This is a genomic window from Cognatiyoonia koreensis (genome assembly GCF_900109295.1).
Lineage (GTDB): Bacteria > Pseudomonadota > Alphaproteobacteria > Rhodobacterales > Rhodobacteraceae > Cognatiyoonia > Cognatiyoonia koreensis.
The window spans coordinates 567,685-588,086 of the sequence record NZ_FOIZ01000002.1; the positions used below are offsets into that span (position 1 = coordinate 567,685).

Here is a 20,402-nt window from a genome sequence, read left to right on the forward strand (position 1 = left end):
TGCAGGTACCTCAGCAGACTGGTTTCGAGGCAAGGCGATATGACCTAAGCGGCAGTGTTTGTCTCTCTCCAGTTCGCATAGACATTCCCGAGTTGGTCCGGGCTGAAGCAGAACAAGCTAACTTCATCGTCCCGTTTTGCCACTGCGAGCGACGATCCTTCCCCCAAGCCTGAGTTTAGGCATATAAGCGACGGTTCAGCATTACCGGCGCGCAGTTTAGCGTGTGCTTTTTCGAATGTAGACCACTGCTGGTTCGCGATATCCTGCAGTTTGTCCTGAATGGCTTTGTCGCCCTTGGCGCGAATGATTTCACCCTGCGCAATGACTAGGCTGGCGTTCACGGAGGCACCGCAATTGATAATAAACTGGCCGAGCGGTGTCGGCGGGCTCAATGCCATGTCTATACCCCATGCGTCGGACAGAATGCCAACGCCAACGCCGGTTTCCGTTGATGAACCGATTTTGTCGGTCATCGCGCTTTCGACGGTCAGTTCGCCTTCTTTCTCACCAACTTGCTTCATCACATGGGCGACAGCGTCCATAACTTCGGCATCATCGTGCGTGACGATCTTGCCCATCACCCGCAATGCTCCGTCGATGTCTCCGGACAGTTTCGTCATGCCTTGCAGTCTGCGGCCACCTGCAACAATCGTAACGTAGGATTTGCCAACCCGGAACGTCAGTTTGCGATTAAGCACAGTCGCATCAATTTCGTGCAGGATTGCGTTCAGGATCGGGGTACTTTCGCCGTCCGAAATAACGCGCGCGCCGTCCCGAAAGGATGTTGTGGACGATGCGAGTGCTGCAAGTTTGTGCGAGAGTGCCTTTTTATCGATCACGATCTTGGCCCTGCCTTTATTAACGTTGATGGGACGCCGTGGCGTCAGCCGCCACCGCTAATCTTTTGCAGACATGGCCGCGCTTCTGAGAGAAACGCCGGGATGTCCAAGTCGGGTGCGCAGATGCAGCAAAGTACATCTGACGGTTCGTTTTCGGCCCGCAGAAAAATCTTGATCTGATCCTTAGTGGCAATGAATGCCGCATCACTTGTCGTGTCACCGATGGCGGGGGTGTCCGCCGGTCCCAGTGTCAGCGCGGCTTCGGCACAGAGCGTGTCGAGTGCTTCGCGCTTCTGAGGGCTTTTAGTATTCGTAACAAGGATCATGTTGGTCGAAAGATCCGCAAATGCCAGTGTTTCGCAGGCTGGAAACTTGCTATGCAATGCATCCAAATCATCCGAAACCATAATTTGCCCCACGCTTTACGTTCTTACCCACCGTTTGATTACGCGAAATCATGGGGCGGGGGAAGCCTTAGCGGGGAACAGGCTGGTTTAAGATGCGATCTGCGTCGGTGTCTCCTCGTTCAGTGTCAGGTCATAGTCATCTGCCGCTACGTCGCAACGGTCTGCGGTCATCGCGCTGCTGCGACCGAGCCGCTGTGACGGGTGATCCATTGCATCAGGGTCACGTACTGGGCGTTCACGTTCGACGCGATCTGCTGCTTGCACGCGCCGCGGCAGAACAACGGTTGCGTTCGGATCACCGTCTATCACGGGGTTTTCCAGCATAAACGGTTCAGCATCTGCATCGGAATTGATTTCCGGCACATCAGCCAGTTCAACTGGCGGGCGTGCGACGTAAAGCGTTTCGTCCATCATCGCGACAGTCTGTGTCAGTTCTTGCACAGAGGTGATCAGATGTTCGGTAAAGGCGGCAGCGCCACTTTTTTCCCACTTATCATAATCTTCACCAGCGGCGAGCGCCTGTGTCAACGAGATCGGGAATGTGCCACCGAATTGGCCTTCCGTCTCTTTCATGACCCGGCGCAGCACGCGGGCTTTGTCCTTGTCATTCGTCAGTTTGTCAAAGCGCGTGATCAGCAATGTGCTGCGTGCCTTTACCGCTTCGGGAAAGCGTTCCCACATTGCGGATTCGGACTGCCGCCAAGCCTGTGTCGCGTGCGTGCACCACAAAACAGCGTCGATTTCCTCAAGCATTCGCTCGATCACGTCACTGGACATGTTCGGGTCGGAAATACCAGGAAAGTCGATTAGATCGCAGACTTCAAGAATGTCGCTTTCAAAGAACAGGCGGATGACACGTGTTTCTTCGACCGGAATGCCTTCGAGCCGTTCGACCGAGACAAGTTCGATTCCACCGTCCATGTCGATCCGGTAAGGCGTATCGGTGCCTTGCGCCATCCAGACCGGCGAAAGCCGTGTCGCGGTGACTTTTTCAGGAAGCGGACGTGCGCCCAGCAACAGATTTGAAAGCGTGCTTTTGCCCGCACTGAACTCCCCCATGAGTGCGATGCGCGGCTTGCGCGGTGTTTCGATCTTGTCGGTCATGCAGCGTGTCCTTCGGTTTGGGCAGCATCAGCCTCTTCTTCGCGTGCGACTTCGTCGTCTCCGTCAAGGCTGAGTTCTTCGAAAATGATATCGAACAGTTCTTCGCGTTCTTCCTGGGCCGTGATGCCGAATAGACCATTGAGGTCATCAAGGCTGATCTGCGCCTTTTCACAGACATCCATCAGAATCCCACGTTGTTCGGCAAGAAAGTCGGCCAGTTCTTCGAGTGCCATGTTCTTGATTTCGGCAGCCTGACGGACCTTGAGCTCATCAACAATCGGTGCGGTTTCTGCTTCGATCAATTCATAGAAGCCGCTAGCGAATGCGCGATAGCCCTTGCGACGCTGCCACCAGCCCTTCCACCAGGATGTCTGAAGGTCGAGCGCGATGGTCTGGCCAAGCGAAACCGGTGCAGGAACTTCGGGGCAAGATGGCGGCGCGATCCGGAAGTTTTCAACATTGACCGAAAACACCTGACTGTAGGTTTGCGTCAGATCGTGCGCCGATGCGGTGAACACCTTTTCGCAAGAGACGGTGAAGTTCTTCTTCATCACCTGATAGCTTGTGCGTAGCAACATCCGCAGCCCGTCGGGGCTATATTGCCAGACTTCGTTTTCACCATTCTGTTCAAGATGCTGCAAAAGCGATTCAAGCGCCCTATCCAGGAATCGTTTGTGCGACTGGTCTACTCGTGCGGAAAACTTCTCGAACACGGTATTCAATTCGGCATCAAGCGCCTGCATGCACTTCGCTTCGATCTGGCGGAGATGCTTGTCGAGCGACTCCGATTCCATGATTTCAAGGCTGCTGCCGTCGAGTCGCATTGACACGATCGAGGAAGACGCACGCAAACCCGACACGTGGTTCTTGGCACGCTTGCGCGTCGCGGCCAGCATTTCGGCACCTTGCCCTTCGGCAACGCGCGCCGACAGCGCATCAAAGAGGTGCGGCATACCAGACAGCTGCCAGACCATTTCGCGCACATCTAACTGACTGGCGTCTTCGTCAAAGACTGCCTCTGCGTAGTTGAACATCGCATCCGCACTGTCATCCACAATGTTGTGGATTTCATTGGCCAGCGCGATATTCGCCCAATAGGCTGAACCGAACAGGATTTCGGGATTTGCTGGCCCATTGTTGTCAGCAAGTGTCTGAATGATGCTGTCGCGGATTTCCGGAATCTGATCAGCCGGGGCCGCCAATTCGTCGATCCGGTTCACAAAGATCACGACTTCGCGCGATTTCACGTTCGAGATGAGGCGGATCAGGCCCATATCCATGGATGACAAGGCCTGATGCGCCGATAAGACGACGACACAGATACGGCTGTCGCGCAGTGCTTTGATCGTAATCTGTTCGCGCATCATGAATGTGTCGTTCACGCCCGGCGTGTCGCGGATGCACAGCGGCATCGGCAGACTTGGGGCCGACAAGTAGAGATCTGCGGACTTTGTAATGTCCGCGAAACGGCCCTGCTGATCCTCGCTATCGGGATCATCGAAATCGTCGCCCATGCAAACGTAGCGTTGCACCAGCTCGTCATCGATATGGGCATAGTTGTGCTTTTGGCCCAGCAGCAACTCGAACTTGCGGCCAAGCCGGGCCTTCGTCTTTTCGCGCATCTCCGCGATCTGGTCGCGGACTTTCTGCAATTCTTCATCAGCGCCGGCGCGGCTTGAAAGTTCGCCAATGCGGCCGCCGTTTTCAACTAGATGGTCCCATTCGCCCTGATTGAAGAACTGGAAGGATGCGGCCGGCGCACCGTCGGGCAAGGGCGTGTTCAGGTGAAGCGAGGTTACAACCGATGTCCAAGGGTTCACGTCCGCTGGCAGCAGGTCGGGGCGACCGGCCATTGCGTTCACAAGCGACGTCTTGCCAGACTTGATCTGGCCAATCATCGTGATCGATGGTTCAAAGCTGCGCAAAGAGCGGACGAGCTTGCCAGCTTTCTTCGCGGCTTCTGGCCCACCGATCTTTTCGATGTCGTGCAACGTATCTTCGAGTTCGAGCACTTCGTCATGAAAGGAATCGAGCTTGTCGAGGCCGATCCGCATGAATGCAGGCTGGTCCGGCGCAACTGCCAGGCCGTTCTCTTCTTGCAGGTCTTCCATTTTCATCGCTTTGATCCTCAATCAAATCTTTATCTTCACGTCGGTGCCTCTTGGCGGGCACATCGCGTTATTGTTTCCATATGGTCAGAGCAGGTCGGCGGAATTAAGGCACCAATTCGACTTAAATTTGATCGGCTGGGCTTAGTGCGCGAGGTCTGCTTCCAAATCGTATTTCAATTGGACAACGAGGCTGACGGCATCAAAAACCGCGCTGTCGTGTTTTTCCATCTGCATCAGCTGGATCAGGTCGGCAGCATCGAGTGCGGTTTCACGAGCACGCTGCAAGATTGGGTCATCGTCCTCGCCATTGTCCTGCAAGTGATCTGCGAGCCACTGAACATTGTCGACAGACCGTGACATGATCTTGGCGACAGGCACTTTTTCAGAAGTTTCGACAGCGTTGGCGAGGGCGCGCCCTTCACGGGTCAGATACGAGATTGCATCCTCATACGCCTTTCGCGATCCGTCTTTCAGCGTTGGCTTGGGTGGCGGTGCTTTCTTCTTGACCGGGATCGGTTCAGGAAATTCGTCCTCTGACGCGACTTTCGTAGGCTTCGTGCTTGCCTTCTCGACCTCGGCTTCGGGTTCGATTGGTTCTGCCTTGGGCACCGCTTGCTTCGCTGCGGGCTGTGCATTTTGCCGTTTGGGGTGTGCTGATGGTTCGATCCTTGTCGGTGTAACATCTGCCCTGATTGCCGTAGGTGTCGGTGCTGCAACAGTCGGTTCGTCGATATTTGCTGCGGCAACCGTTTCGACGATGGTCTTTTCCTGAACCGGTGGTTTGATCTTGGCGGGTGTGGAAGTGGCGACTTGTTCAGTCTGCCGCAGGATCATTGCGGCCTGGTCGATCGTAGCTTGTTGGCCAAGATCAACCTGTCGCAAGATCGCCGAGATCAGCGCAAGGCCACCCGATCTGCGCATCGCTTCCTTATCAACCGACCCGTCGGAGAGGCGCGCATCAATCGCAGATAGCGTCGCGACGGGCAGAATCTGGTTGAACTCATGCTCGCCCACTGTCCGCACATTGGACAGCGTTGCCTGCAACAACTCGTTGCGTGACAACACATCGGCCTTTGTCACGACCATGAAGCCGTGGTCCTTGATAATGTCGGGCATTGCGCCCCACAGAGTTTGTTCGGGAATGTTGAAAGATTGCGTGCACCACAACGCCACGTCCGTGCGTTTAGCCGCCCAGAACATCGCTCGCTGCTGATCGATGTTATCGTCGCGTGCAACGACTTCGAGAACTGAAATCCGGCGAAGCGCAGGAAGTGGCAATGCGAGTTGGACAAAAACCGGATGCAACGCCGCAATCTCTGCAACATCGCAATGATCGAGGACCTCGACCGATCCGTCCGGCATTGTGCATTTGCTTTTGGCGACCTCGCCATAGACAAGCTGTGTCGTAGGCAGGTGCATTCCGTTAGGAACCACATCCGCGCCCGCAAGCAGGTTCATCAGCTGGGACTTGCCGGTGCCGGGCAGACCCATCAGCGTTAGCCGAACGGGTTTATCCAAAGCCGCCAAGAGCGCTTCGGCTTTAGGCAGAAGGTTGCCGGGCAGATTGCCGGACGCGAGAGCGTCGGCTAATCCGGTCCTGACCTTTGCAACTGTTGCCTGCAGAGACATGGCTTACTTTCCTCCCGCCGCCAGCTTCATCGGCTGATCATCCTTGCCAATATCTTTGTCGTCGTCAGAAACAGCGTGACCGCCTTCATCCGAGCCGCCAGGCCTTGCCTTACGCGTTGGAGCATTCCGTCCGGCAGGCTTGGATCCTTCATCTCCTTGCATGCCTGACGTCAGATTCGTTGCGATGACATCGTTGATCGGGACAAGCCGCGTGATATTCCGCACATTGGTATCTACCACATCCAATGGCTTTGGTGCGATTGCACGCTCCATGGGTTTGTTGTGGTTTAGTTTGATGACCGAGAACGAAATGTTGTCCTGATCCGGATCAGCGAGTTTCTCGATCGCCTCCAAAAGGTGGCCGGCAATTTCAGAACTTTTGCGGCGACGATATCGGTTGAGAATCTTTTGGATTTGCGGTTCATCAAGATACTGCAAACCATCGGACGATACGACAACGATATCGCCGACCTGCATTTCAAATGGTCTGATCGGGCAATCCGACTTGGCCACACGATCCCCGAGGATCACGGATGTCAAACAGTTCCTGTCAGGATGATTGCGACCCGCTTCGGCGTCCAGAATTCCCGACTGCACCATGAAGTCGATCTGTGGAGCCATCGAATGGTCTTCGTTCAGCTGCTGCATGTTCCCACCACGAAAATGGTACAAGGGGCTGTCACCAATCGACATCCAATAGAAACGGTTTTCCACAAAGACAGTCGCAATCAGTGTCGCGCCCATGCCACGTGTCGCCGGGTTGTCCATAACATGCTCTCGCACGCTCTGGTTTGCGCCGGCTGCGGCTTTTGTCAGCATCTCGGGAATATGCGCTTCTTTCTGGGAAAACTCCGCAGAGAGGAACTTCAGATCACTGTAGACTTCTGTCACGACAATTTTCGACGCCACGTCGCCGGCGGCGTGTCCACCCATGCCATCGGCAAGGACAACAAGCCCCGTATCCGCACCGAATGGAAAGTCGGTGACAATCGCGTCTTCTTGGTAATCGCGCCCGCCCTGGCAAAGTGCCGAGGCAACATCAAAGCGCGGTTCAGGCGATCGCCACATCTTCTGACTCCTCGTCACCAGGTGTATCAACCCAGTTGAATTCGGCGGTGCAAAGCGCCTTGAACATCAGGGTTGTTTCGCCCAGACGGATTTCATCACCATCCTTGAGAGGCACGTTGCTGATGAGCGGTTCGTTGTTGAGCCGTACGATGTTGGACTTGCCGCCGTGGCCCGCCATGAACGTATGGGTTTCGGTATCATAGACGATAGCCGCATGGTTCGTCCGCGAAATGGCGTTGTCGCCAAAATCAAGCTGAATGGACTGATCTTCTGCACGACCGATCTGGTTCATGCCTGCTTCGAGCGAGAAGCATTCACCGCGACCGGGGCCGGATACCACGATCGCCCAGCCAACCGGGAACTGCGAGCGTTGGCGTGGTGCCGTCGCATTCGAACCGTCAAACAGATCAACAACATCGCCCTGCGACGTATCAAAACCGATCAGACGCGTCTTTGTACGCCGCTTGCGCGATGATGCAGCCGGGGCGGCAGGTGCCGCATGTGAATCATCATCGTCCATATCCCAGATATTGACCGCAGCCCCCGAAGTAGCTTTCGGTGCATCCTTGCTCGCAGGTGCCCTGTCCCCCAATAGTTGCGAGAGCTTTGCCGCGTCTTCTTCGGCCTGCTTTGCTGCGGCAGAGTCATCGGCAAGTTTCTTGTCGAGGTTAAGCTGTGTGATTTCGCCGCGCACGGGCGGATGCTTGACTGGCGCATCCTCAACGTCGACTATCTTGCGGCCCGCATCAGCGGCAGCCTTGGCCACATTTGCCGTCAGATCTTTGGTCGCGAGAGCAGTCTCAAAGTCGTCAACCTTTTGCGATGCTTCGGGCGCAGGAGCGGACCGCTTTCGTCCGCTGATGAGATTACGAATGAACTTCATTGTATCTACCTCTTACTTTTTTCGAAGGGCCTTTGCCCGGTTAGTCTTCTTGGCCGTTGGCCTTGAATTCGAGACCAGCAACCCACTTTGAGTCGCCACGATTGACAACAAAACTAAAACGCGTGGTTCCTGCTGCGATTTCACTTTCGAGAATGTCCATCAGCGTTGTTCGCGCGTCGATTTTGGCGGAATTTGGGATGTAGGCGACCAGTGCATCGCCGACCTCCATGTCAGTTGCCACGCCTACTGGAAGTGCGGACACAACTGTTTCCCAGCCATTTTCGGTAGGGTTGGATGTAAAACCCACACCATTAAGAAGCTCATAATCGTGGCGGATTGGAATCGGCAAATCATGAACTGTTGCGACGCCATCCGTCTCAATGCCGAATGCAACGGTGATTTCGACCGCATCGCCCGGGCGAACGTTTTCGCGGAGTATCTCTTGAATGTCGGCGATCCGGTCAACCGGCAAGTCGTTCACGCTTGTAACGGTAGCGCCTAGTTCGGCCCAATCTGGTGCACCGGCAACCGTTTCGCCAATTGTAGCGGGTGCCTCTGCCGATGCCGTGAATGGCAGGTCAACGGACCATGCCGGCAGCACGAACTTTGGCACAGCTGGTGTCGGTTCAGGGACGACTTCGTTTCCCGGCACAAGCGCCGGTATTTCGATTTGCATTGCGGTTGCGTTTTCGCTCACGGAATCCGGTGCGAATGGCAGCGCGAGTACTGGTGTTGGTGAACCTTGGGGGACAGGCACGTTCGCAAGAAAGCCCGGCAGGCTCGCGATAGATACTGCATCGCGCAATATCTCGGGGGTGATAACGGGTTCCGGAAGCGGTTGTTCAACGACAGCCACCACCTCGGGTTCTTCAACCGGGGATACCGTTTCTTGCGTTACAGCAACTGTTTCTTCGGATACGGGTGCTGCGATTGCCAGATCATCAGGACGCGTGCTTGGGCGCACCACAGGTGCGATCGTCGCGGCGACCTCGGCAGGTTCGTCCGTCACAATCGGATCAGGCGATACGACCGGCGCGAATGCCGGGCTTTCAGCAACGGCTGTTGTCGTTTCCAGAACCTGCGGATCAGTGCCTACGATCGCGGCAGCTGCTTCGGAGGCTCTTGGCACAAGATCCGTTTGCGTAACGACACCCACTCCAAAAAGAGCAACCACGGCAACTGAAGCCATCAAGAGCGGCATTTTCGATTTTTTCGTGTCAGATCCGTTTGCTATAGGTCGTGTCGACTTGGCACGCCGTTGGATCGTCTTGCCGTTGATTGCATCGATCCACTCCGCGGCTGACTGCAGGCGATCCTTTGGAAGGATTTCCAGCGACATGTCGATTGCTGCAAGAAAGTTACGATCATAGCCTTTGATCTTGTCGACCAATGGCACGTAAGGATCCGCGTCGCCCGTTGCCACTGCAGCAAGGCGGGCCTGTGAATTCGGCGGGGTCTCGTCCGCGATCAAGTGATAGAAGCTCGCGCCCAATGCATAAAGATCGGACGATGGGTTCTGTTCACTTCCGGCGATATAGAATTCCTGCGGCGAGTAACCGTCCTTAACGACCCGCAATGCGGAGAGAACACGCGACTGCTTGGTCGCCTGTTCGCGCGCTGCACCGAAATCGATGAGTACTGGGCGCAAATCGCCATCGATCAGAATATTGTCGGGCGAGATGTCACGATGCAGGATGTTCTGATCGTGGATAAAACCGACAGCACCAAGAATGTCAGTCAGGATCGATTTGATGTTGTCGGGCGTCAGTCCATGGTTCGGGTCTTCAAGCGTATCCAGAAGATCACGACCTTCAACGAAATCAAGCGCCATGTAGGCGGTTTCGTTATCTTCGAAAACCTGATGCACGCCGACGATATTTGGATGGTCCAGCTTTGCAAGCGACCGGGCCTCCTGCACGAAAAGACGCACAATCGACTTTAGCTCAGCTTGGTGTGCACGTGAACGGGCCTGAACGATGGCACGGCTCCGGCGGCAAAACGCACCGGGAAAACATTCCTTGATGACAATCTTCCGATCAAGGCTGTCTTTTGCAAGATAGGTTATTCCGAAACCGCCTGCGTTCAGGAACTTCTCAATCTCGTACTGGCCATGCATCAACTTCGTGCCTGGCTTCAACTCGTCGACGAAGGCGTCCTCGCCATCATCATCAAAGTCTTTCAGTTGTGCATTGCCCATATCGCTTCAGCTCTCAAAAATAATCCGTAGACGAATATTCCACCCGTGTTGCCAAAGCTTTTTCCATTCAAATTGGGCCAAAACGTGACGCGACCTTGTTGTTTACGCGTCATTAATCATGCTGAGATTCACGGATTACCCCCGAATCCGTAAACAGTGCACGTTCGGTCAGCCCAGTCCGTCCGGACCCTGCACGGCGCTGACAGCCATGTGATCCCCTGCAATGTGATAATGCGCTATCGCTCGGTCCATCACTCGAGGGTCACGACCATGTACAAAATTCTTGCCGTGTTTTTCATTTTCATTGCGGGCTTGGCGTCGGCCGAAAACCTGCAGTCACGCGACGGCTGGGTCGTCCTTCCTAGCGACAAAAGCTTTGACATTCTGCTGGAGGATTTGAAATCGCAAATCGGCGATAGCCCATTTGCAATCGTGACTCAGGCAAGCCCGACCGTTGCAGCGGCCAGTCGTGGCATCACGATACCGAACAATCGTGTCATCGGCGTCTTCAACAACGTCTATGCCGTTCGAATCCTTGATCTTTCAACAGCCGCAATGATCGAGGCCCCAATACGTTTCTATGTCACCGAGAACATGGACAGCACTGCAACTCTTTCATACAAATCCCCAACATTTGTCTTTGGGCCCTACATGGACGAAGCCGGCCAAGACCTTGCAGCCGCCGCAGCCGAGCTTGACGCAGCGTTCGAAATGATTGCAAACGCAGCCGTGGAATAAAGGACGACCTATGACTTTGCGTGCCGCTGATATCCTTGCCCAGCGCCTGTTTGCAGCAGGGTGCCGCCATGCATTCGGCATGCCGGGCGGCGAGGTTCTGACCCTGATCGATGCGCTCGAAAAAGCGGGGATTACCTTCATCTTAGCAAAACATGAAAACGCTGCCGGCTTCATGGCAGAGGGTGTGCACCACATGAACGGCGCCCCCGCGATACTTGTGGCCACCGTGGGACCCGGCGCGATGAACGGTGTCAACGTCGTGGCAAATGCAGATCAGGATCGTGTTCCGCTGATTGTTCTGACCGGTTGCGTTGATGCCGCAGAGGCGCAAACCTACACGCATCAAGTTCTAGATCACCGCAAGGTCTTCGAGCCGATGACCAAGGCCACGTTCACGCTGGTGGCCGACGCTGCGGGGACCATCGCGGAAAAGGCCATTGGAATCGCAACCGAAGGTCGTTCCGGACCTGTGCATATCGATGTGCCAATTTCTGTCGCGGACGCCGAGGGCGTCGACATGGATGGTGCCCGTGCAAAGGCAAGTCCTGTCGCCCCTGCCGGCGCTGACCTCGAAACGGCCCGCGCATGGCTGGCCGATGCAAAGCGCCCTGTAATCGTTGCAGGACTGGACATCCTGAAGGACAATGCCATCGCAGAGCTGCGCCGTTTTGCAGAAACCTTTAATGTGCCTGTGATTACAACCTACAAGGCCAAAGGCGTCATCCCCGAAGATCATCCACTGTGTCTAGGTGGTGCCGGGCTTTCGCCAAAGGCCGACAAGTTGTTCATGCCGTTTCTGGCAGACGCCGACCTGATCTTATCCGTGGGTTACGATCCGATCGAGATGCGAACCGGTTGGCGCAACCCGTGGGATCCGTCGCACCAGAAGGTTGTCGACATCCACGCCATGCCAAATCACCATTTCATGCACCAAACCACGTTAAGTTTCATCGCGGATACCGGGGCCACGCTTGCGTCTTTATCCGAAGGTGTCGCCGCATGCGAAACATGGGAAAACGGAGCAGTTTCGAATTTGAAGGCGGATTTGGCTGCGGCATTTCCAGCGGATGATGTCTGGGGGCCTGCTGGTGTCATCGCAGAATGCCGCGCAGTCCTGCCTCCGCAAACAGTTGCGACAGTCGATTCAGGTGCGCACCGCATTCTTTTGTCGCAGATGTGGACATGTCCGGCACCCCGCACGTTGCTGCAGTCATCAGGATTGTGCACAATGGGGTGCGCAGTCCCCTTGGCAATGGGTGCGAAATTGGCCAACCCTCATACGCCGGTTGTTAGCTTTTCCGGAGACGCGGGCCTGTTGATGGTTGGAGGAGAGTTGGCGACTGCTGCGGAAATGGGTTTGAACACCATCTTCGTCGTCTTTGTTGACAGATCACTTGCCCTGATCGAATTGAAGCAGCGCCAGCGCCAGATGGCGAACAGGGGTGTGGATTTTGATCACCATGATTATGCTGCAATTGCGCGGGCGTTCGGCGGACACGGTGTGACGGTCGACAACAGGGCTGATCTGCGCAGTGCATTGGAAGACGGAATGAGAGCAGACCGGTTCACGCTGATCGCCGCAGAGATCGACCGCAAATCCTATGACGGACGCATCTGATGGGCGCGCTATCCGGTCTTCGCATTCTTGATCTGACACGGATCCTTGCAGGTCCGACCTGCACACAGTTGTTGGGTGATCTCGGTGCCGAGGTGATCAAGATCGAGAACCCCAAGACAGGCGATGATACCCGCACTTGGGGGCCGCCTTTCATCAACGACAAAGACGGACAACACACCGACCTATCGGCATATTTCATGTGCACCAATCGCAACAAACTGTCAGTAACGGTCGATATCTCTACATCCGAAGGACAAGATACGATCAGGGCGCTTGCTGCACAATCGGACGTGCTGATCGAGAATTTCAAACCCGGCAGTCTGATGAAATACGGGCTGGACGCTGGTGCGCTCTGTGCCGCTGATCCGGCGCTGATTTATTGTTCGATCTCGGGCTATGGTCAGACCGGACCAAACGCCACCAAACCGGGATATGACCTGATGGCCCAAGGATATGGCGGGATAATGTCGCTGACCGGGGAAACTGATGGTGAACCGATGAAGGTCGGTGTCGGCATCGCAGATGTCATGTGCGGGATGTACGCGACCGTCGGTATTCTTGCGGCGCTCCGTCATCGGGACCAGACGGGCGAAGGTCAACAGATCGACGTGGCCCTTGTTGACTCGCAAGTCGCGTGGCTCATTAACGAAGGTGTCAACTACCTGACGACAGGCCAGAATCCGATCCGCCGCGGCAACGGTCACCCGAACATCGTACCGTATCAGGTTTTTGCGACCCGTGACGGGCACGTCATCATCGCAGTGGGGAACGATGCGCAGTTTCAGCGATACTGCGAATTTCTGAACATCGATCTGGCCAACGATCCCCGCTTCGCGACAAATCCGGGACGTCTCGAAAACCGCGACGCATTGCTTGACCAGCTTGTGGTGGAAATGGCTAAGCACACGACCGCAGACGTCATTGCCGGACTAGAAGCGCGGAAGGTGCCTGTCGGCCCCGTACAGACGCTAGATCAGGTGTTTGGCAGCGATCAGGTGAAAGCGCGCGACATGATTGCGACAGTGCCGGCAGACGGCACTGCAGAGGGTGCCGTGAAACTGATCGGGAATCCGTTGAAGCTGTCAAAAACGCCGGTGACCTATCGTAAGGCACCGCCGCGGCTTGGGCAGGATAACGCCGAAATAGACAGGCTGACCAGATCAAGTAGTTGATTTTAAATAGGATTCCATCGAATGAAACAAAATGCACAGGTCTGTCATTCACGGACGTGTGAGGTGGATAGTGTTCGCAACTTCGCTATCCCCTTCGGGTAGACCTTTTTGACGATCGGATGAAACATGCAAGACGTATTTGGGCAGACCACCACCCTTTCCAACCATACGGCTTTGGAAGACTGGAACAAAACCCAACTCGCCTTTCTTGCGCACAGTGCGTCAACGCCGATTCATCTGGGGGCGACCTTGGACGCAGCACCAGATTTCGCACTTGGCCACGCTGTCAAAGCGATGTTCTATTTACTTCTCGGCAGATCAGAATTGATAGCAACCGCGCAGGACGCGCGGGCCGCTGCTTTGAAAAGCATTTTGTCCAACCCTGTCAGTAAGCGCGAGCAGCATTTTATTGACGCTCTCATCGTCTGGATGAATGGCCAGCCGCGAGCGGCACTGGCTCACTTTGAAATGATACTCGACGCCAATCCCGAAGACGCATTGGCAATGAAACTTGACCACGCGGTGCGTTTTGTTCTTGGCGACGCCACAGGTATGCGCCGGATGATCGAAAAGGTCATGCCAGCGTATTCGACTGACCATAAGGCGCTTGGGTACCTGAAGGGGTGCCATGCCTTCACGCTTGAAGAAACCGGCGACTACGCCCGCGCGCAGTCGGTTGGTTGCGAAGGCATGTTTCTTGCGCCTGACGACGCATGGGGCCTGCATGCCGTTGCCCATGTTCACGATATGACAGCGGATGCCGCTGGCGGGATCAAATGGCTGACTGGCCGCGAAAGCGCATGGGCGCACTGCAATAACTTTCGCTATCACGTCTGGTGGCACAAGGCGCTGATGCACCTTGACCTCGGCGAAATCGAAGTGGTGCTTGATCTTTACGACCAGCAGATCCGCGCGGATAAGACCGATGACTATCGTGATATTTCCAATGCGACCTCACTTTTGTCCCGCTTGGAACTGGACGGCGTGAATGTGGGCGACCGCTGGGAAGAACTGGCCGCGTTTTCCGCCAACCGGACCGAAGACGGTTGCCTGATCTTCGCCGACCTGCATTACATGCTGGCCCTTGTTTGCGGTCAGCGGGACGCTGCGATCACATCCATGATGGGTCGTCTTCACCGAGATGCCCGCGAAAGCCGCACCGATCCCCAGAAAGCGATGGCAAAACCGGGACTGGCCGCGGCGACCGGCCTCGCCGCGTTTGGCGAAGCGGAATATGACAAGGCGTTTTTGAACCTCGCCTCTGCGCGCCAATACATGCAAGGTGCCGGCGGCAGCCATGCCCAGCGCGATATTTTCGAGCGACTGACGATCGATAGCGGGATCCGCGCAGGATATCTTGATGAAGCGGAAGACATCCTTGCACAACGCACGCTACAGCGCGACGGCAAGGTCGATGGGTACGCCGCTGCACGGCAGCAATTGATTGCCGATGGACGCAAGGCAGCGGGTTTCGCCTCCGCTGTTCCTGCGCAATAAGAGCCCGAACTCAAACGGGTTTTCCGAATCATGGCAATCGCCGCAACTGCAAACTCCCCCGCAACCCAATTGCCCTCCGGCGTGCGTGATCCGCGCTTGGATTTCTATCGCGGTATTGCAATGTTCATCATCTATATATCGCACACGCCGAACAACTGGTGGGGCGATTGGATTCCGGGCCGGTTCGGTTTTTCGGACGCGACAGAAATCTTCGTTTTCTGTTCTGGCATGGCCTCTGCAATCGCCTTTGGGCGCTCTTTTGACAACCGCGGCTGGTGGCTTGGCACTGCGCGCGTCGGATATCGCGTTTGGCAAATTTATTGGGCGCATCTGGCCCTTTTCTTCTTTTGCGCGATGCTGCTTGTCAGCGCTGATACCTTTGGCAATTTCGAGAACAACTACGTCAACGGACTGAACCTCGGGCGGTTCTTCACGGATACAGGTCCGTTACTTATCGGGTTGTTCACACTGACCTATGTCCCGAACTTTTTCGACATTCTGCCGATGTACATGGTGCTCTTGTTATTGATGCCGCTGGTGATGTTGCTGGCACGTATCAACCTATGGATCGTCGCTGCATTCTGCCTGACCATTTGGTTTCTTGCCCAATCTCGCCTTCTGGACATGCTGGGCCTTGATATCCTGCACATTTCGCTTCCGGCAGAGCCGTGGTCGGACCGACCGTGGTTCTTCAATCCGTTCGCATGGCAGTTGGTATTCTTTACCGGATTTGCCTTCATGCGCGGATGGCTGCCCAAGCCGCCAATAAACGCCCTGTGGATCACGGTGGCAAGCGGCCTACTGATCGCTATGTTTTTTGTCAGCCATATCGCAATACGCGAATTTAGCTGGTCTTGGTCAAGCGATTGGCGGACCGCAAATCAGGCGTGGATCAGCAAAACGGAGATCGGTGCAATCCGTTTTCTTCATTTCCTGTCACTCGCCTACATCGCTTGGGTTGTCGCAGGTGAAAACGGGCGTCGTTTAATCGTTACCGGGACAACTACATTGCACAAAGCTTGGGCATGGATCATCCGACAATGCACGAAAGTCGGCCAACAATCGCTTGCTGTATTTCTTGTTTCGATTGCACTCTCGCGTTTCAGCGGATTTGTCCTAGATCTTGCCGGGAACGGCGCATGGCCCGTAGCTGCCGTGAACGTTCTTGGCTGCGCATTCTTGTTGGGTATCGCCTACATGGCCGCGTGGTTCAAAAGCCAACCTTGGAGAAAGTCTGCAACCGGATGATGGACCGTCGCACATTCATGGCCGCTATTGCTGCGCTTGCCGCTTCTCCTGTTGCTGCACGCGGTGAACTAGTCGTAGACCAAGCCCCTTTCAGCCGGGAATGGCTGATCGGCGAAGCAGAACGGCTGTCCAAGCAGAAGCACCAACCGATGGCGCAAATTCCCGATGAATGGCTGAACCTCAGCTATGACGACTTCCAGCACATCTGGTTCGATCCGAGAAACGCAATCTGGTCGGACGAAGACCGCCCGATGCAACTCGACCTGTTCACTGCGGGGCTGTATTTCGATCGCGCCGTGAAGGTTGCTATCGTGGACAACGGCACTGCCAAAACACTTGGCTATGATTTCTCGCTGTTTGCCACAACTGACGATTTTCCTGAAATGCCACTTGGCGACAACATGGGGTATGCCGGTATCCGGTTGCGCGCTGACGTTGAAGGCACCGGAAATTTTTCGGAGTTCGCTGTTTTTCAGGGTGCCAGCTATTTTCGCGCCATCGCAACGGGCCAAAACTACGGGCTGTCTGCACGTGGTCTGGCGCTTCGCACGGGCGATCCAAATGGCGAAGAATTTCCGGACTTCACCCATTTCTATGTTGAAGCTGCGGAACCCGGCACGGAAAGTTTCATTGTCCACGCCTTGCTCGACAGTCCCTCTGTGACGGGGGCCTACACATTCGAGATCATGCACGGCCAACCTACGACAATGACTGTTGCCGCTACGCTTTTTCCACGGGTTGATCTGACCCATGTCGGCATTGCGGCGTTGACGTCGATGTTCCTGTTCGACGAGACCAACCGAAACCGGTTTGACGATTTTCGCCCTGCGGTTCATGACAGCGAAGGGCTTTTGATCCACAACGGGAATGGCGAACAAATCTGGCGGCCATTGGCCAATCACCAGACGCTACAGATCAGCAGTTTCGCAGATACGAATCCGCAGGGGTTCGGGTTGATACAGCGAACCCGTGATTCCGAACGCTATGCCGACCTTGAAGCACATTATGAAAACCGTCCGTCACTTTGGATCACTCCGGATTCTCAGTGGGGCGAAGGTGTCGTAGAATTGGTCGAGATTCCTGCCGACAAGGAAATCTATGACAACATCGTCGCCTACTGGCGGCCGCGCGCCGTTCTGGAAGCCGGCACACGTCACGATCTGGGGTATAATATGGCCTGGGGCGAAGAACCCAATCTGCCAGACGTCGCCCATGTGCTAAATACCCGCATTGGCAAAGGTTTCGATCAGGTAAAGACAGTGATCGCTATCGACTTTGATGATCATGTTGCTTTCGGTGCGGCTCCGGTTGAAGGGGGTGCAGAGGATACGGACCTCGCTTCTCTCACCGTTTTGGTGCGTGGGTCGCATGGCGAGATTTCTGAAGGCATCCTCCAGAGGAATCCAGGGACAGGCGGCGTGCGGCTTGCCTTCAGTATTGTGCCCGGCGAAGCAAGTTATAGCGAGTTGCGCGCGCAGATATTCAAGGACAGCACGCCCGTCACCGAAGTTTGGCTTTACAGATGGACAGCGTAGAGCAAACCCATGTGGCGGCGTTGATGCCGCCGCAGTCCCCGCTTGCGCGGCCCATCCAGGCGCTTGATCGCCCATATTCCGGCGCGTCCGCTCCACGCGTCTCTGGCGAGAAGCGTACGGTTTGGTGGCGAGCGCTCGCCTTCGTTCCTGCAGTCAGTCTGACCGTCGCGATCGCCGCCGCCCTCACCGATTGGTTTGCGATGGACGGATTTTCCCTGTTCGAGGGTGCAATCGTCGCGCTGATCGTATTCACATTCTTCTGGATTTCCCTGTCGCTTTCAACATCGCTGCTAGGGGTTTTCAGTCTGATTTGGTCACGCCCAAAGAAGCAGGTTCAGGGACCCGTTCAACCACTGGACGTTGCTTTGTTGATGCCAGTATACAACGAGGTACCCGCGGACGTTTTCGGGAATGCGGCAGCGATGTTGACCGCCTTGAACGCACGTAAAACTACCCATCACTACGCGCTGTTCATCTTGTCAGACACACGCTGCGATACCACGGCAGAACTTGAGCTGCGGGCTTTTCATGCGCTGCGTGCATCGGCCCCTGCCGGGATCAACGTATATTACCGTCGCCGCGCCGATAACATCGATCGCAAAGTCGGTAATCTGGCCGATTGGGTAGAACGTTGGGGTGGCGCGTTTGAGGCGATGCTGGTTCTTGATGCCGATAGCCTGATGAGCGGCGATGCTATCGATGAGTTGTCGGACGCGCTGTCTGCTGATCCATGTGCAGGGTTGATCCAGTCATTCCCGACCCTCTTCGGTGCCAGGTCTGTCTTTGCCCGGATGCAGCAGTTTTCCAACCGCGTCTACGGGGCCGCACTTGCGGAAGGTTTAGCCAAATGGACGGACCGCGAAGGAAATTATTGGGGCCACAACGCGATTATTCGATCAACCGCATTTGCGGCCTGCGCTGGTCTGCCGAAGGTGCGCGCGGGACTTTCGCGGCGCAAGTCACCTGCCCGCCTGATCCTGTCGCATGACTTTATCGAAGCTGGGCTCTTGCGGCGTGCAGGATGGTCTGTCCGCTTCCTTCCCCAAATCAAGGGCAGCTACGAAGAAGTGCCAGCGACCCTGATTGATTATGTGCTTCGCGACCGACGCTGGTGTCAGGGTAACCTACAGCACCTTGGCTTGGTTCATTCGCGGGGCTTTCATGCGGTTTCACGGTTTCACCTGATCTCTGGTGCAATGGGTTACCTAATGTCGCCTGCCTGGTTCGTGTTGCTAATCGTCTGGGCGCTGGTCGGGAATGGCGAGGATACCAATGTCGTGAGGTATTTCGCCGGGTTCAATCCGCAGGTCAGCTGGCCGACGATGTCGGTCGGAAATAGTTTCGCGATACTTGGCGCAATGTACGGCATGCTGCTGGCACCAAAGATACTGGGGGCTTTCGCGATCCCGCGCACGGGAATGGCAATCCGCGACCTCGGGGGGCATTTTCAGTTCCTTACGTCCCTGACAACCGAAATCGCACTGTCCATTGCCTATGCTCCCATCCTCATGATCCAGCAATCCATCGCGGTTATGCGCACAACGTTGGGCTGGCGCGAAACATGGGTGCCGCAGAACAGGCGGGGCGGGACCTATTCTTTTCTCACAATGCTGAAGTTCCACATCGTTGAAACGGCAATTGGAATCTTGTTGATCGCAGGGATGTCGCAAGGGATCGTCACGCTATGGCTCATTCCCATCGCGCTGAGTCTTGCATTTGCTGTTCCATTATCTGCGCTCAGTGGTGTCAAGCTCGACAGTCGCCGCTGGTCCGCAAACCAGCTTGGCACACCCGAGATCATCAACGCACCTTCGATCATCAAGGATGCGATGGCAGAGCGGAAACGCTTTGCCAGCTACCTGGATTCAACCGACAAAGTCGCTGCGGAATAGTCAGCTATGATCAAGTGGCAACTCGCGTCGTATCCAGCCCGGACCGGCGGGCGAGCCCAACATTCCTTCGGGCACATCGATGATATTGGTAAAGCCCGCCTCAAGCAGCATATTCGACGTGCGTGCCGATCTCACGCCGCGCGCGCAAATCAGAGCGATGGGAGCGTCCTTGTTTCCATCTACAAGCATAGCAAGAGTCTGGGCAAAATCAGCAGTCCGTAAATCAACCCGATGCCCGCCTTCAGGTGAACCCGTGCTGGCCCACTCGTCTGGCCGGCGGATATCGACCAGAATTATCTGACCAGCTTTTGCAGCATCGTAGGCCTCTGGCGGGGTCAACGTTCTGGCTTCGGATGTCGGCGTAATGGCTGCGTAAAAGAGGTCTGGTCCAACAAAAGCGGCCACGCCGATAGCACCAAGACCGACAAGACCCTGCAATGCTCTGCGTCTTGAAATCATGCGCG

Annotated in this window: 16 protein-coding genes; 7 read left to right on the forward strand and 9 right to left on the reverse strand. The window is 55.6% G+C overall.

What is annotated here, in order from left to right:
• Nucleotides 1-44 precede the first annotated feature (44 nt).
• The 8 genes from BMY44_RS14455 to BMY44_RS14490 all read right to left on the reverse strand — a co-directional run bounded on the left by BMY44_RS14455 (nt 45) and on the right by BMY44_RS14490 (nt 10,238).
• Complete coding sequence (locus tag BMY44_RS14455; RefSeq protein WP_089996296.1) at nt 45-839, reverse strand: hypothetical protein; 795 nt, start codon at nt 837-839, stop codon at nt 45-47.
• 44 nt (nt 840-883) lie between these two features.
• Nucleotides 884-1,246: a hypothetical protein gene (locus tag BMY44_RS14460; protein WP_089996299.1), complete on the reverse strand. Its 363-nt coding sequence runs from the start codon at nt 1,244-1,246 to the stop codon at nt 884-886.
• An 87-nt stretch (nt 1,247-1,333) separates the two neighbouring features.
• Nucleotides 1,334-2,350 carry a dynamin family protein gene (locus BMY44_RS14465; RefSeq protein WP_089996301.1) on the reverse strand — a complete coding sequence of 339 codons (1,017 nt, stop codon included), beginning with the start codon at nt 2,348-2,350 and terminating at the stop codon, nt 1,334-1,336.
• Nucleotides 2,347-4,467: a dynamin family protein gene (locus BMY44_RS14470; protein WP_089996304.1), complete on the reverse strand. Its 2,121-nt coding sequence runs from the start codon at nt 4,465-4,467 to the stop codon at nt 2,347-2,349. The genes BMY44_RS14465 and BMY44_RS14470 overlap by 4 nt, the downstream gene beginning before the upstream one ends.
• Nucleotides 4,468-4,602: 135 nt before the next feature.
• Nucleotides 4,603-6,090, reverse strand: coding sequence for a P-loop NTPase family protein (locus tag BMY44_RS14475; protein WP_089996306.1), 1,488 nt, complete (start codon nt 6,088-6,090; stop codon nt 4,603-4,605).
• Nucleotides 6,091-6,093: 3 nt separating this feature from the next.
• Nucleotides 6,094-7,158 (reverse strand): PP2C family protein-serine/threonine phosphatase, encoded by a 1,065-nt coding sequence (locus tag BMY44_RS14480; protein WP_089996309.1) that lies wholly within the window; start codon nt 7,156-7,158, stop codon nt 6,094-6,096.
• The gene (locus tag BMY44_RS14485; RefSeq protein ID WP_089996312.1) at nt 7,142-8,041 is read right to left on the reverse strand and encodes an FHA domain-containing protein; all 900 of its coding nucleotides are present in this window, start codon (nt 8,039-8,041) and stop codon (nt 7,142-7,144) included. The genes BMY44_RS14480 and BMY44_RS14485 overlap by 17 nt, the downstream gene beginning before the upstream one ends.
• A 40-nt stretch (nt 8,042-8,081) precedes the next feature.
• The gene (locus BMY44_RS14490; protein ID WP_089996315.1) at nt 8,082-10,238 is read right to left on the reverse strand and encodes a serine/threonine protein kinase; all 2,157 of its coding nucleotides are present in this window, start codon (nt 10,236-10,238) and stop codon (nt 8,082-8,084) included.
• A 270-nt stretch (nt 10,239-10,508) separates the two neighbouring features.
• Here BMY44_RS14490 and BMY44_RS14495 point away from each other — a divergent pair, with 270 nt between their 5' ends.
• The 7 genes from BMY44_RS14495 (at nt 10,509) to mdoH (ending at nt 19,938) form a co-directional block, all read left to right on the forward strand.
• The gene (locus tag BMY44_RS14495) at nt 10,509-10,976 is read left to right on the forward strand and encodes a DUF302 domain-containing protein (RefSeq protein ID WP_089996318.1); all 468 of its coding nucleotides are present in this window, start codon (nt 10,509-10,511) and stop codon (nt 10,974-10,976) included.
• A 10-nt stretch (nt 10,977-10,986) separates the two neighbouring features.
• Nucleotides 10,987-12,594, forward strand: a complete 1,608-nt coding sequence (locus tag BMY44_RS14500; RefSeq protein WP_089996321.1) for a thiamine pyrophosphate-binding protein — start codon at nt 10,987-10,989, stop codon at nt 12,592-12,594.
• Nucleotides 12,594-13,766, forward strand: coding sequence for a CaiB/BaiF CoA transferase family protein (locus tag BMY44_RS14505; RefSeq protein WP_089996324.1), 1,173 nt, complete (start codon nt 12,594-12,596; stop codon nt 13,764-13,766). The genes BMY44_RS14500 and BMY44_RS14505 overlap by 1 nt, the downstream gene beginning before the upstream one ends.
• A gap of 126 nt (nt 13,767-13,892) precedes the next feature.
• Complete coding sequence (locus BMY44_RS14510) at nt 13,893-15,263, forward strand: tetratricopeptide repeat protein (RefSeq protein ID WP_089996326.1); 1,371 nt, start codon at nt 13,893-13,895, stop codon at nt 15,261-15,263.
• A gap of 30 nt (nt 15,264-15,293) precedes the next feature.
• Nucleotides 15,294-16,511: an OpgC family protein gene (locus tag BMY44_RS14515; protein WP_089996329.1), complete on the forward strand. Its 1,218-nt coding sequence runs from the start codon at nt 15,294-15,296 to the stop codon at nt 16,509-16,511.
• Nucleotides 16,508-18,046 carry an OpgD/OpgG family glucan biosynthesis protein gene (locus BMY44_RS14520; RefSeq protein ID WP_089996332.1) on the forward strand — a complete coding sequence of 513 codons (1,539 nt, stop codon included), beginning with the start codon at nt 16,508-16,510 and terminating at the stop codon, nt 18,044-18,046. Before BMY44_RS14515 ends, BMY44_RS14520 begins: the two co-directional genes overlap by 4 nt.
• On the forward strand, nt 18,034-19,938 hold the full coding sequence (gene mdoH / locus BMY44_RS14525; RefSeq protein ID WP_089996334.1) for a glucans biosynthesis glucosyltransferase MdoH: 1,905 nt from the start codon (nt 18,034-18,036) through the stop codon (nt 19,936-19,938). The genes BMY44_RS14520 and mdoH overlap by 13 nt, the downstream gene beginning before the upstream one ends.
• On the opposite strand, the gene BMY44_RS14530 is transcribed toward mdoH, so the two are convergent.
• Nucleotides 19,939-20,397 carry a rhodanese-like domain-containing protein gene (locus tag BMY44_RS14530; protein ID WP_089996337.1) on the reverse strand — a complete coding sequence of 153 codons (459 nt, stop codon included), beginning with the start codon at nt 20,395-20,397 and terminating at the stop codon, nt 19,939-19,941.
• Between the last annotated feature and the right edge of the window lie 5 nt (nt 20,398-20,402).

Bases quoted from the DNA above. Each gene is read 5' to 3' on its own strand.
- BMY44_RS14460 (WP_089996299.1), bottom strand. From the start codon at position 1,246: ATGGTTTCGGATGATTTGGATGCATTGCATAGCAAGTTTCCAGCCTGC.
- BMY44_RS14465 (WP_089996301.1), bottom strand. From the start codon at position 2,350: ATGACCGACAAGATCGAAACACCGCGCAAGCCGCGCATCGCACTCATG.
- BMY44_RS14470 (WP_089996304.1), bottom strand. From the start codon at position 4,467: ATGAAAATGGAAGACCTGCAAGAAGAGAACGGCCTGGCAGTTGCGCCG.
- BMY44_RS14475 (WP_089996306.1), bottom strand. From the start codon at position 6,090: ATGTCTCTGCAGGCAACAGTTGCAAAGGTCAGGACCGGATTAGCCGAC.
- BMY44_RS14480 (WP_089996309.1), bottom strand. From the start codon at position 7,158: ATGTGGCGATCGCCTGAACCGCGCTTTGATGTTGCCTCGGCACTTTGC.
- BMY44_RS14485 (WP_089996312.1), bottom strand. From the start codon at position 8,041: ATGAAGTTCATTCGTAATCTCATCAGCGGACGAAAGCGGTCCGCTCCT.
- BMY44_RS14490 (WP_089996315.1), bottom strand. From the start codon at position 10,238: ATGGGCAATGCACAACTGAAAGACTTTGATGATGATGGCGAGGACGCC.
- BMY44_RS14495 (WP_089996318.1), top strand. From the start codon at position 10,509: ATGTACAAAATTCTTGCCGTGTTTTTCATTTTCATTGCGGGCTTGGCG.
- BMY44_RS14500 (WP_089996321.1), top strand. From the start codon at position 10,987: ATGACTTTGCGTGCCGCTGATATCCTTGCCCAGCGCCTGTTTGCAGCA.
- BMY44_RS14505 (WP_089996324.1), top strand. From the start codon at position 12,594: ATGGGCGCGCTATCCGGTCTTCGCATTCTTGATCTGACACGGATCCTT.
- BMY44_RS14510 (WP_089996326.1), top strand. From the start codon at position 13,893: ATGCAAGACGTATTTGGGCAGACCACCACCCTTTCCAACCATACGGCT.
- BMY44_RS14515 (WP_089996329.1), top strand. From the start codon at position 15,294: ATGGCAATCGCCGCAACTGCAAACTCCCCCGCAACCCAATTGCCCTCC.
- BMY44_RS14520 (WP_089996332.1), top strand. From the start codon at position 16,508: ATGATGGACCGTCGCACATTCATGGCCGCTATTGCTGCGCTTGCCGCT.
- mdoH (WP_089996334.1), top strand. From the start codon at position 18,034: ATGGACAGCGTAGAGCAAACCCATGTGGCGGCGTTGATGCCGCCGCAG.
- BMY44_RS14530 (WP_089996337.1), bottom strand. From the start codon at position 20,397: ATGATTTCAAGACGCAGAGCATTGCAGGGTCTTGTCGGTCTTGGTGCT.